Annotated in this window: 13 protein-coding genes; 7 read left to right on the plus strand and 6 right to left on the minus strand. The window is 75.3% G+C overall.

The annotated features are described in order from the left end of the window. Positions 1–27: 27 nt before the first annotated feature. Complete coding sequence (gene greA, locus ABWU78_RS14895) at positions 28–510, minus strand: transcription elongation factor GreA (protein ID WP_047232065.1); 483 nt, start codon at positions 508–510, stop codon at positions 28–30. 299 nt (positions 511–809) lie between these two features. Further along, positions 810–1,244, minus strand: a complete 435-nt coding sequence (locus tag ABWU78_RS14900; RefSeq protein ID WP_253053047.1) for a DUF4307 domain-containing protein — start codon at positions 1,242–1,244, stop codon at positions 810–812. A 196-nt stretch (positions 1,245–1,440) separates the two neighbouring features. Here ABWU78_RS14900 and mca point away from each other — a divergent pair, with 196 nt between their 5' ends. The 3 genes from mca to ABWU78_RS14915 are packed head-to-tail and all read left to right on the plus strand — an operon-like array spanning position 1,441 to position 3,580. Further along, entirely contained in the window at positions 1,441–2,382 is a 942-nt protein-coding gene (mca, locus tag ABWU78_RS14905; protein WP_253053049.1) for a mycothiol conjugate amidase Mca, read from the plus strand. Continuing rightward, on the plus strand, positions 2,379–2,771 hold the full coding sequence (locus tag ABWU78_RS14910) for a hypothetical protein (RefSeq protein WP_439158833.1): 393 nt from the start codon (positions 2,379–2,381) through the stop codon (positions 2,769–2,771). Before mca ends, ABWU78_RS14910 begins: the two co-directional genes overlap by 4 nt. Before the next feature lie 2 nt (positions 2,772–2,773). Beyond that, positions 2,774–3,580: a carbon-nitrogen hydrolase family protein gene (locus ABWU78_RS14915; protein ID WP_439158834.1), complete on the plus strand. Its 807-nt coding sequence runs from the start codon at positions 2,774–2,776 to the stop codon at positions 3,578–3,580. A 13-nt stretch (positions 3,581–3,593) separates the two neighbouring features. Here the strand turns inward: ABWU78_RS14915 and trhA are convergent, their stop codons facing one another. Continuing rightward, complete coding sequence (gene trhA, locus ABWU78_RS14920; RefSeq protein ID WP_439158856.1) at positions 3,594–4,301, minus strand: PAQR family membrane homeostasis protein TrhA; 708 nt, start codon at positions 4,299–4,301, stop codon at positions 3,594–3,596. A 364-nt stretch (positions 4,302–4,665) separates the two neighbouring features. Between trhA and ABWU78_RS14925 the strand changes: the two genes are divergently transcribed. From ABWU78_RS14925 to ABWU78_RS14935, 3 genes are all read left to right on the plus strand, one after another. Next, positions 4,666–5,427 (plus strand): isoprenyl transferase, encoded by a 762-nt coding sequence (locus ABWU78_RS14925; RefSeq protein ID WP_253053055.1) that lies wholly within the window; start codon positions 4,666–4,668, stop codon positions 5,425–5,427. Between the two features lie 60 nt (positions 5,428–5,487). Then, positions 5,488–6,033, plus strand: a complete 546-nt coding sequence (locus ABWU78_RS14930) for a MarR family winged helix-turn-helix transcriptional regulator (protein ID WP_439158835.1) — start codon at positions 5,488–5,490, stop codon at positions 6,031–6,033. A gap of 69 nt (positions 6,034–6,102) precedes the next feature. Next, complete coding sequence (locus ABWU78_RS14935) at positions 6,103–7,311, plus strand: glycerate kinase (RefSeq protein WP_439158836.1); 1,209 nt, start codon at positions 6,103–6,105, stop codon at positions 7,309–7,311. Between the two features lie 47 nt (positions 7,312–7,358). Here ABWU78_RS14935 and ABWU78_RS14940 read toward each other — a convergent pair whose 3' ends face one another. Beyond that, entirely contained in the window at positions 7,359–8,570 is a 1,212-nt protein-coding gene (locus ABWU78_RS14940; protein ID WP_439158837.1) for an AAA family ATPase, read from the minus strand. Between the two features lie 211 nt (positions 8,571–8,781). Between ABWU78_RS14940 and ABWU78_RS14945 the strand changes: the two genes are divergently transcribed. After that, positions 8,782–9,438, plus strand: a complete 657-nt coding sequence (locus tag ABWU78_RS14945) for a manganese efflux pump MntP (protein WP_439158838.1) — start codon at positions 8,782–8,784, stop codon at positions 9,436–9,438. Between the two features lie 85 nt (positions 9,439–9,523). Here ABWU78_RS14945 and ABWU78_RS14950 read toward each other — a convergent pair whose 3' ends face one another. Continuing rightward, positions 9,524–9,931: a RidA family protein gene (locus ABWU78_RS14950; protein ID WP_087469635.1), complete on the minus strand. Its 408-nt coding sequence runs from the start codon at positions 9,929–9,931 to the stop codon at positions 9,524–9,526. Positions 9,932–9,987: 56 nt separating this feature from the next. After that, a complete protein-coding gene (locus ABWU78_RS14955) occupies positions 9,988–11,361 on the minus strand; it encodes an alanine racemase (protein WP_439158839.1) in 1,374 nt (457 codons plus the stop codon). Between the last annotated feature and the right edge of the window lie 11 nt (positions 11,362–11,372).

The raw sequence follows: 11,372 nt of genomic DNA on the forward strand, positions 1-11,372 counted from the left end.
GCCGGCGGCGTGGCCGCCGGTGGCGCGTCAGCCCTCGAAGGGCTTCGCGGCGACGATCTTCACGGCGATCTCGTTGCCGTTGGGCGCGGTGTAGCTCGTCTCGTCGCCGACGGTCTTGCCGTCGATCGCGGCACCGAGCGGCGACGTCGGCGAGTACACGTCGAGGTCGGTCGTGCCGGCGATCTCGCGCGAGCCGAGCAGGAACGTCATCTCGTCGCCCGCGACGACCGCGGTGACGACCATGCCGGCCTCGACCATGCCGTCGTCCGGCGGGGTCCCGACCTGCACGTTGCGCAGCTTCTCGGTGAGCTCGCGGATGCGGGCCTCGTTCTTGGCCTGCTCCTCACGCGCGGCGTGGTAGCCGCCGTTCTCCTTGAGGTCGCCCTCGTCGCGCGCGGCGGCGATGCGCTCCGCGATCTCGGTACGGCCCTCGCCGGACAGGTGGGCGAGCTCGGCCTGCAGCCTGTCGTACGCCTCCTGGGTCAGCCAGGTGACGGTGGTGTCGGTCACGGTTCGCTCCTTCCTTTCCATGGTCGACGGCCGGGTCGGTCGCACGGCCGTGCGGGTACGGGCAGCCGGGGCGCGTGCGTTCGCGGTGCGCCTGCCTGCCCGGGTCGGTGACGCTGGCCGGGTGGCAGCGCGTAGGACTGGTCTCCCGCCGGGAACCGGGGCGCCCGGCGGACGGCGTGCTTGTCACCGGCACGCAGTCTCGGGCTCCACACGGTCGGGTGCGGGAATCCCTCAGGATAGCAAAGCACCGGGCACCGACAGCGACGTCGCAGGTCAGCCGGCGCGCGGACCGGACGGCCTCACGGCGCGACGCGGCAGGACTGGACGATGCCCGTCGTGGCGAGCTCGGAGGTCGCGACGCTCACCGTGTACCGGGACTCGGCGACCTCGACCGGCCCGACCGTCACGTCGACGGTCCCGACCTGGGCGAAGCTCTCCGCGAGGGCGTCGAGCGTGCACGTCGCCGTCGTCCCCGGGTCCATGTAGACCTCGAACGTCACGTCGACGCGCTCCGGGCTCACGACCGTGTACCCGAAGTCCTTGAACCGCACCGGCTCGTTCGCGTACCGCAGCCCGATGACGAGCGTGATCGCGAGCCCGACGATCGCGACGAGGACGATGCCGACGACGGCCAGGCGCCGACGTCGCTCGGTCGGCTCGGGTCCGTAGCGGCCCGCCGGCGGTCGCAGGGGTGCGCCCGGGCTCGGCTGCGGGGCGGTGGTCTCGTTCGTCATGGTGCGGTCCCGTGGTCGGTGCCGCCGCGCCCGGTCGCGGGCCCGGCGTCGCGCCGGTGGTTCCCGGCGGTTCGTCAGGTGTGGGCGCGGTGGGGGATCATGTCCTCGACCCATCTTCGCAGAGCCCGGGCGCTCGTCGTGCACCCACGACAGGTCCGGGCGTGCGAGGAGACGTACGACGCACCCGGGAGGACCAGTGGCCGAACCCGCGGCCGGATCGACCACCCACCGCGAGCAGCCGGAGACGCTCCGTCTCCTGGCCGTGCACGCCCACCCCGACGACGAGTCGAGCAAGGGCGCCGCGACGGCCGCCCGCTACGCGGCCGAGGGCGTCGACGTGCTCGTCGCGACGTGCACGGGCGGTGAGCGCGGCGACATCCTCAACCCGAGCTTTGGCGAGGGGCCCGACGACATCGAGGGCATGCGCGCCCTGCGTCGCGTCGAGATGGCGTCCGCGGCGCGCGCGCTCGGCGTGCGCCAGCAGTGGCTCGGCTTCGTCGACTCGGGCCTCCCGGAGGGCGACCCCCTGCCGCCGCTGCCCGAGGGGTCGTTCGGCCTGGTGCCGCTCGAGGAGGCCGCCGCGCCGCTGGTCGAGCTCGTGCGCGAGTTCCGCCCCCACGTCGTGACGACGTACGACCCGTCGGGCGGCTACCCCCACCCCGACCACGTCATGTGCCACCGCGTCGCGTTCGAGGCGTTCCACGCCGCGGGCGACCCCGAGCGCTACCGGCGCGAGGGCGGGGCGGCGCCCTGGGCGCCGCTCAAGCTCTACTACAACCACGACTTCTCGATGAACCGCATCCGCACGCTGCACGAGGCGATGCAGGGCGCGGGCCTGGAGTCACCGTTCGGCGACTGGGTCGAGTCGCGGTCCGCGCGGGAGATCCCGGAGCGCGAGGTCACGACGCGCGTCCACGTCGCGCGCTACTACGCGCAGCGCGACGCGGCGCTCATCGCGCACGCGTCGCAGATCGACCCCGAGGGCTTCTTCTTCGCGATCCCGCGCGACCTCGAGGTCGACGTGTGGCCGTTCGAGGAGTTCGAGCTCGCCGAGTCGCGCGTCCCCACGCAGCTCCCCGAGGACGACCTGTTCGCCGGCGTCCGTGAGCTCGTCGCGAGCGAGGAGGCGGCCTCGTGACCACGACGACGTCCCTCGTGGACTCTCTCGCGCCGACCGTCGCGGGCGGTCCGGGCTGGGCGGCCGACGTCGTCGCCGAGACCGCGACGCCGAGCCCCTCCGACGACCCGCTGCGCAAGGACCTCGACCCGAACGACGTGTCGCCGGGCCTCGTCGGCTTCCTCGCGATCTTCGCGGTGGCGCTCGCGACCGTGGGCCTCTTCTTCGCCCTGTCCCGCCAGCTCCGGCGCATGCGGCACAACGCCGAGGTGCAGGGCATCGGCGCGGACGGTCCGCTGGAGTCGGGCGCCGACGGCGCGGCTCCCGGAGCCGAGAGCCCGGACGGGACGACGTCCGACGGCGGCGCTCCCGACGGTGCGCCCGGCGGCGGTCCCGCCCGGCAGGGCTGACCGTGGCCGCCGGGGCGCGCGTCACGATCGGCCAGATCGAGGTCTCCGCCGACCATGCGGCGAACCTCGTGACGGTCGGTGCCGCGTTCCGGGAGGCGGGGCGCGTGCACGCGGACCTGCTCGTGCTGCCCGAGTACGCGGCGGGCTTCGACCCCCGGGGCACGGGCGTCGAGCACGCCGAGCCGCTCGACGGGCCGTTCGTGACCACCCTGCGCCGGCTCGCGCGCGAGCACGGGGTCGCCGCGATCGCGGGGACCCTCGTGCCGGGCGGCGCCGCGGGACGCGCGGTGAACGTCGTCGTCGCGGTGGACGCGTCGGGCGAGCTCGTGGGCACGTACCGCAAGGTGCACCTCTACGACGCGTTCGGGCACCGCGAGTCCGACCGGCTCGACGCCGGCGACCCGGCGGCGCCGCCGCTGGTCGTGCGCCTCGGTGGCCTGACGTTCGGTGTCATGACCTGCTACGACCTGCGGTTCCCCGAGAGCGCGCGGCGGCTCGCCGACGCCGACGCGGACGTGCTCGTCGTGCCCGCGGCGTGGGCGGCGGGCGACCTCAAGGCGGACCAGTGGCGCACCCTCGCGCGGGCGCGGGCGATCGAGAACACCGCCGTCGTGCTCGCGGTCGGGCAGGCGGGCAGGGGCGTGACCGGCCGGTCGCTCCTCGTCGGCCCGGACGGTCAGGTCGGCCTGGAGCTCGGCGAGCGCGCCGAGCTGCGCAGCGCCGACCTCGACCCCGCGGCCCTGGCGAGCGTGCGCGAGCGCAACCCGTCGCTCGCCAACCGCCGGTACGCCGTCGTCCCTCGGGACTGAGTTCGCGGCGCGCTTAGCGGGCCGCGACCGCCGCGAGCATGATCGCGATGTAGTGGCACGTGAAGCCGACGACGGTGAGCACGTGGAAGATCTCGTGGAAGCCGAACCAGCGGGGGCTGGGGTTCGGCTTCTTGATGCCGTAGACGACGGCGCCGAGCGTGTAGGCGAGGCCGCCCGCGGCGACGAGCCAGACGATCGCCGGCCCGTTCGTCGTGGTCCAGAACTGCGGCATGTAGCCGACGGCGACCCAGCCGAGGGCGACGTAGATCGGCACGTAGACCCAGCGCGGGGCGTCGAGCCACAGGATCCGGGCGAGGAGGCCGAGGACGGCGCCGCCCCAGACGATCGCGAGCAAGATCGTCGCGGTCCGCTGGGGGAGCAGGAGCACCGCGAGGGGTGTGTAGGTGCCCGCGATGATGAGGAAGATGTTCGAGTGGTCGGCGCGGCGGAGCACCCCGGCGACGCGTGGCGACCACGTACCGCGGTGGTAGACGGCGCTCGTGCCGAAGAGGAGGCACGCGCTGAGCCCGAAGATCGCACACGACACCTTGCCCGCGACGGGCGGGGCGACGACGACGAGGACGATGCTCGCGACGAGCACGACGGGGAACGTCCCCGCGTGGATCCAGCCCCGCAGGCGCGGCTTGACCGCCTCGGCGACCTTCTCGACCGCGTCGCCCACGCTCTCGCGGACGTCCTTCACGGCGTCGGCGCCCGGCAGGCGCGCGCGTCCGGTGTCGGTGGCGGGCGCGCTCGGGGTGGGGTCGCTGTCGTGCGGTCGGTCCACGGCGTCTCCTCGGGGTCGGGCCGGGTCGGGCGGTGGTCTGCCGGTGGTCGGGTGGGTCGGGCGGACGCGCACGCGGCGTCGTCCGTCGAACCTACGCCATCGTAAGTTACGCGAGCGTAGGTTCGCGAGCCCTCGTCGCGCCGCGGGTGTGAAGATCCTGGGCAGGGCCGTGCGCGGTCGCGGGCGCCCTGCCGTCCGGACGCTCCGGAGCGGTAGCGTGTGCGGGTTCGGCCCGCGCGTCCCGACCAGGGACCAGCCCGCCGGGCGACACCCGTCCTTCCACCGTCGAGGAACCGTCGTGCGCCTGCCCCGCCCCGTCTACGGACTCTACGAGCGTCGCCTCGCCGCGACCCTCTCGCACGAGAGCGTGCCCCGCCACGTGGGCGTCATCCTCGACGGCAACCGGCGCTGGGCGCGCTCGTTCGGCGAGTCGACGGCGACCGGGCACCGTCGCGGTGCCGACAAGATCGCGGAGTTCCTCGGCTGGAGCGAGGACCAGGGCGTCGAGGTCGTCACGCTGTGGATGCTCTCGACCGACAACCTCTCGCGCTCCCAGGAGGAGCTCTCCGCGCTGCTCGACATCATCGAGGACGCGGTGCGCGACCTCGCCGACTCGGGCCGCTGGCGCCTGCGGGTCATGGGCCGCCTCGACCTGCTGCCCGAGCGCCTCGCCGGCGCGCTGCGCGAGGCGCAGCAGCGCACGGCCTCGGTCGACGGGCTCCAGGTGAACGTGGCGATCGGCTACGGCGGGCGGCACGAGATCGCCGACGCGGTGCGCTCCTATCTCCGCGAGCAGGCGGCCGCGGGCGCGCGGCTCCAGGACCTCGCGGAGAACCTCGACGTCGAGCACATCGAGGAGCACCTGTACACCAAGGGCCAGCCGGACCCGGAGCTCGTCATCCGCACGTCGGGCGAGCAGCGCCTCGGCGGCTTCCTGCTGTGGCAGAGCGCCCACTCCGAGTTCTACTTCTGCGAGGCGTACTGGCCGGACTTCCGGCGCGTCGACTACCTGCGCGCGCTGCGCGCCTACTCCCAGCGCGAGCGTCGCCTCGGCCGCTGAGCCCGCTCCCGACCCGGTAAGGTCGATGCGAACGCATCGATCGAGCCGTCCGGGGGTGTCATGGTCGAGCAGGGCCGGCGCGAGGACGAGCCCGTCACGGCGCCTGGTCACGGGAGCCCGCGGCTCGCCGTGGAGACCTGGGAGTCGCTCTTCCGGGCGCAGGTCACCGTCATGCGCCGGCTGCAGGCCGACCCGGTCTGGGACGGCCTCACCCTGCGCGAGTACGACGTGCTCTTCTCGCTCACCAAGGGCCCGGTCGAGGGGATGCGCCTGCGCGACCTCAACGTCTACATCCTGCTCAGCCAGCCGTCGCTGAGCCGCATGGTCGACCGGCTCGCCACGCGCGGCCTCGTCGAGCGGACGTCCGCGCCCGACGACGCGCGCGGCACGCTCGTCCGGCTCACGCGGGCGGGCCGGGACCTCCAGCGGGCGACCGGGCGCGCGCACGCGCGGGCCATCGCGACCTACGTGGGCGGGGCGCTCGACGACGACGATCTCGCGACGCTCGGCGAGCTCCTCGAGCGGTTGCGCGCGGCCCAGCAGACGATCCCCGACGTGGTGCGCGAGGCCGTCCCCGAGCCACCGGCGGACGGGCGGCGTCCGTGAGCGCTGTGGCGGGGAACACGTCCGGTCCGTCCGTTCCCGGGCGGACCGGGAGGTCCCGCGCTGCCTAGGATGCGAAGCGTGTCCTCAACGCCGAGCACCATCCAGACCGGTTCCCCGCAGCGCCCCGACGGCCCGCTGCGCGTCGTCGTCGCGCCCGACTCGTTCAAGGGCAGCCTGAGCGCCGCGGACGTCGCGCACGCCGTCGCCGCCGGGGTGCGCGGCGTCGTCCCCGACGCCGAGGTCGTCGAGCTGCCCATGGCCGACGGCGGCGAGGGCACCCTCGACGCGCTCCTCGCCGTGTGGGGCGTACCGGCGCGCGAGGTCGCGACCGTCGACGCGATCGGACGTCCGCGCACCGCGCGGTACGGGGTCTCGGCCGACGGGCGGCTGGGCGTCGTGGAGCTCGCGGAGGCGAGCGGCCTGCCGCAGGTGAGCGACGTCGCGCTGCAGCCCCTGCACGCGCACACGCTCGGCACCGGCGCGGCGGCCGCGGCCGTGCTCGACGCGGGCGTGGACGAGGTGATCGTGTGCCTCGGCGGGTCGGCGTCGACCGACGGCGGGGCGGGCATCCTCACCGGCCTCGGCGCGCGGCTCCTGGACGCCGCCGGGGACCAGGTGCCCGATGGCGGCGAGGGGCTCGCGCGGGTCGCGCGCCTCGACCTGTCCGGGCTGCACCCGCGCGCCCGCGACGTGCGCTGGCGCCTCGCGGTCGACGTGACCAACCCGCTGCACGGCGAGCGCGGCGCGGCGCACGTGTTCGGCCCGCAGAAGGGTGCCCAGGAGGCCGACGTCGCGTTCCTCGACGACGCGCTGCGCCGCTGGGCGGGCGTGCTGGTCGAGGAGGCCGGGTTCGACGTGTCCGAGCTCGCGGGTGCGGGCGCGGCGGGCGGCGTGCCCGCGGCGATGGTCGGCGTCCTCGGCGCGGAGCTCGAGCCCGGCGCGCGCCTCGTCGCCGAGGCCGTCGGGCTGCCGGACGCGATCCGCCGTGCGGACCTGGTCGTCACGGGCGAGGGGTCGTTCGACTCGCAGTCGATCAACGGCAAGGTCGCCGACGCCATGGGCGCGCTCGCCGCCGAGGCACCGCACCGTCCGCCGGTCGTCGTCCTCGCGGGGCGCGTGCTGCTGCCGGCGCACCAGGCGCGCGACGCCGGCATCGCCGCGGCGTTCAGCATCGCCCCCGGCCCCATCGAGCTCGACGAGCTGCTCGACCGGACGGCCTCCCGGCTGACCGACCTCGCCGCGACGGTCACGAGCCTCCACGTCGCCTCGCGGCGCTGACCGCCGCTCCGGGGCGGGGCTCGAGCCCGAGGTCCGCGCCGCCGGCGTCACCGCCGGGGCCAGGTCCACGGCGGCTGGTCGAGCAGGCCCTCGCGCCCGGCGACCGTCGTCTCGCCGAACGGTGAGCGGACGAGCTCGACCTCGAGGAGCTCGTCGGAGCCCGGCAGGTCGGCCGTGCCCGACGCCGTCGCGTCCCGCAGCGCCTCGACGAGCGGCGTCGCGTGGGTCACCACGACGACCTGCGTCTCCCGGGCCGCGGCGTGCACGAGCGTGCCGAGCGCGGGCAGCAGGTCCGGGTGCAGGCTCGTCTCGGGCTCGTTGAGCACGAGGAGCTCGGGCGGGCGCGGCGAGAGCAGCGCGGCGACGAGGAACAGGTACCGCAGCGTGCCGTCGCTCAGCTCGGCGCCCGTGAGGGATCGCAGCAGCCCGTGCTGGTGGAGGGCGATCTCGAACCGTCCGTCGTCGGCGTGCACCGCGAGCCGGCTCCCGGGGAACGCGCGGGATACGGCGGCGTCGAGCTCGTCACCGCGGCCGAGGTCGCGGACGGTCTCGAGCGCGGCGGCGAGGTCCGCGCCGTCGTGCGCGAGGACCGGCGTGCGGGTGCCGACCTGCGGCGCGCGCGCCGGGGCGCCGGCGTCGGTGCGGAGCTGGTCGTAGAACCGCCACGAGCGCAGCGTTTCCCGCACCGCGACGACCTCCGGCGCGCCCACCGGGTCGACGAGCTCGGTGAGCACGCTGTCGAACGACCGGAGCCGGGCGGGGGTGGAGACCCAGCGTCCGGCGTCGTCCCGCACGCGGACCGCGGGCCCGCGCCGCTCGACCTGGAGCGTCGCGGGACGCGGGGAGGGACCGGACCAGACCGTCTCGACCTTGATCTCGGGGTCGAGCCCGAACGCCGACCCGGGGTGCTGCGGGAGCCCCAGGTCGACGGCGTAGCCGAGGTCGCCCGGTGCGCCGCCCGCGAACCCCAGCCGCAGCGCGACGGGCGCGGTCCGCCGCGTGCCCTGCACCGGGCCACCGTCACGCAGCGCGCGGCTGCCGCCCTGCTCCGGCCCGGCCCACAGCGTCGAGCGCAGCCCGCCCTCGCGCGCGACCGCCCCCACCGCGCCCCCGAGCGCGCACTCCGCGAGCAGGCGGAGCGCGCGGTACAGGCTCGACTTCCCGGTCCCGTTGGCCCCGGTCACGACCGTCAGCCGGTCGAGCGGCAGCACGAGGCTGCGCAGGGAGCGGTACCCCTCCACGGCGATCGTCGCGAGCATCGTCACCTCCGCCGCGCACGCTACGCGTGGCCTCCCACGCGGGCGTGGCCGGGCGCCGCGGACGCCCGTACCCGAGGTTGCGGGCACCCGCATCCAGGAATGCGGGAATGCGCGTCCGGGAATGGCGGAATCCACGTCCGGAAATGCCGAGACCAGCGTCACCACGACGCACCTGGACGCATTCCTCGGACGCTTTCTAGGCTGCTTTCTCGTGGGAATTCTCGAGCTCGCGGTCGTCGCGGTCGCGCTCGCGGCGGACGCGTTCGCCGTGGCGCTCGCGCAGGGCACCCGGATGCGGCGCCCGACGTGGCGCGAGACCGCGCGCGTCGCGGTCCTCTTCGGCCTCTTCCAGGCGCTCATGCCGCTCGCCGGCTGGGCGCTGTCCACGTGGTTCGCCGACGCGGTCTCCGGCGTCGCGCCGTGGATCGCCCTCGGGATGCTCGCGTTCGTGGGCGCGCACATGGTCAAGGAGGGCCTCCAGGACGAGGCCGAGCACGCCGTCGAGCACGTGGAGGGGCCTGCGGACGAGCGGGCCGCCGGCGGGGAAGCCGGGACGCCCGGCGAGCCGGCCGCCGTCGCGACGCTCGCGCTACCCGTCACCCGCCCCCGCGTGGCCTACCGGGTGCTGCTCCCGCTGGCGATCGCGACGTCGATCGACGCCGCGGCGTCCGGCGTCACGTTCGCGGTGCTCGGCGTGCCGATCCTGCCCGCGGTCGTCCTGGTGGGCGCCGTGACGCTCGTGCTGTCCGCCCTCGGGGTGCGGATCGGCGCCCGTGCGGGCGAGCGCCTGGGCCGCTGGGCGACGGTCGCGGGCGGCGCCGTGCTCGTCCTGCTGGGCGTGCGCATCCTGCTCGCACACCTCCTCTGACCCGCCGACCTGCTGTGGGCGTGACATGGGCCCGGTTCTCGACCGAGAACCGGGCCCATGTCACGCCCACAGCGCGGGGCGGGGATCAGTCCGTGATCGCGAAGGCGTCGATCTCGACGAGCATCTCCTCGCGCGGCAGGCCCGTGAAGACCGTGGTGCGGCTGGGGAGCACGCCCTTCGTGGTGTGCTGCGCGACGAACGCGCCGTAGGCGTCGTTCATGATCGGGAAGTCCTCGCGCTTCGTGAGGTAGACGCGCAGCATGACGACGTCGTCGAACGTCGCGCCGGAGGCCTCGACGATCGCGCGCACGTTCTCGAGCGTGCGCGTGGTCTGCGCGGCGACGTCACCGGGGTACAGGTACTCGTTCGTCGCGGGGTCGACGGGGCCCTGGCCGGAGACCTGGACGAACGGGCCCTTGCGCACGCCCTGGTGGAACGTGTGGGCGGGCGCCGGGGCGTCGGGGGTCGAGATCGCGGTCTTCTCGCTGGTCATGGTGTCCTCTCGGTCGTTCGGGGGTCGCGGGGGGTGAGCGTGGTCTCGGGCGATGGTCAGAGGTCGACGGTCGCGAGGTCGACGACCTCGTCGCCGCGCACGACCGCCGCCACGCGCCAGCGGTCGAACGTCGTGCACGGGTGGGAGATGCCGAACCCGACGACGTCGCCCGGGCGGACCTGGGCGGTCGCGGGGCCGGTCACGTGGCTGGCCCCGGCCTCGCCGGCGTCGAGCGCGAGGTAGAGGTGCTGGTCGTTGAGCGCGGTGACGCGCGTCCCGGCGAGCTCGCGCGCGGGCAGCCAGCCGTCGTCGGACTGCGTGCGCAGCCACAGCGCGACGGGCAGGTCGATGTCGAACGACACGTCGCGGCGCCCGATGCCGCAGATCGCGAGACCCGGCTCCGGGACGGACAGCACCTGGCCCCAGACCGTCGCGGCGCCCCGGAGCGGCTCTGCGCCGGGGATGCGGCTCCACGGGTCGGTGCGCGAGTAGAAGCCGTGGTCGTGCGTGACGTACGCACCCGAGCGGACGACGACGCGGACCTCGACCTCGCGGCCGTCGGCGCCGACGACCGGCCCGGGCAGCTCGGCGAGCACGACGTCGAGGAACGAGCTGCCGCCCGCCGACAGGACGAGCGGCTCGTCGACGCCCGCGAGGCCCTCGCGCACGAACGTCGCGCCGAGGTCGCGCAGCCCGTCGCACCACGCGGCGACGGCGGCGAGCTCGTCGTCGGTCGTGCCGCCCGCGACCGAGCCCTCGTACCCGGTGACGCCCAGCAGCCTCAGACCCGACGCCCGCACCGCGCGCGCGAGGTCGAGCGCGGCCGCGGTGCTGCGCACGCCCGTGCGCCCGCCCGGGACGCCGAGCTCGACGAGCACGCCGACGCGCGCCCGGACGGCGGCCGGAGCGTCGGCGAGCCCGCGCGCGAGGAGGTCGACGCCGTGCGGCGAGTCCACGCACAGCCACACCTCGTCGGGGGAGCCGTCGACCACACCGGTCAGGTCGTCGCGCAGCCAGGCGATCTCGCGCGGGTCGAGCAGCTCGTTCGCGAGCAGCACGCGCGGCACGCCCCAGTCCCGCACGGTGCGCAGCTGCGACGGCGTCGCGACCGTCGCCCCCCACGCGCCCGCCGTGGCCTGGCGCGCGTAGAGCGCGCGCGACATCGTCGTCTTCACGTGCGGCGCGTGCTCGACGCCGCGCTCCGCGCACACGCGCGCGACGACGCCGACGTTGTGATCGAGCGTCGCGTCGTCGAGCGTGAGCAGCGGCCAGGAGAACGCGCCGTCCGTGACGCGCGGCGAGCCCGCGAGCACGTCCGCGACGGTCGCCCGGGCGTCGAGCCGCAACCCCTTGGTCCGGGGCCCGACGACGTCGCCCGCCCAGGGTCGGTCGGGTGCGGGACGCGCGGCGTCGTCCGTCGTGCCGGTCATGTGATCCTCCT

Source organism: Cellulosimicrobium sp. CpK407, assembly GCF_051844275.1.
Classification (GTDB): domain Bacteria; phylum Actinomycetota; class Actinomycetes; order Actinomycetales; family Cellulomonadaceae; genus Cellulosimicrobium; species Cellulosimicrobium cellulans_G.

Coding starts and splice junctions, on each gene's coding strand:
- ABWU78_RS14935 (WP_439158836.1), top strand. CDS start 6,103: ATGCGAAGCGTGTCCTCAACGCCGAGCACCATCCAGACCGGTTCCCCG.
- ABWU78_RS14940 (WP_439158837.1), bottom strand. CDS start 8,570: ATGCTCGCGACGATCGCCGTGGAGGGGTACCGCTCCCTGCGCAGCCTC.
- ABWU78_RS14955 (WP_439158839.1), bottom strand. CDS start 11,361: ATGACCGGCACGACGGACGACGCCGCGCGTCCCGCACCCGACCGACCC.
- ABWU78_RS14930 (WP_439158835.1), top strand. CDS start 5,488: ATGGTCGAGCAGGGCCGGCGCGAGGACGAGCCCGTCACGGCGCCTGGT.
- ABWU78_RS14950 (WP_087469635.1), bottom strand. CDS start 9,931: ATGACCAGCGAGAAGACCGCGATCTCGACCCCCGACGCCCCGGCGCCC.
- ABWU78_RS14900 (WP_253053047.1), bottom strand. CDS start 1,244: ATGACGAACGAGACCACCGCCCCGCAGCCGAGCCCGGGCGCACCCCTG.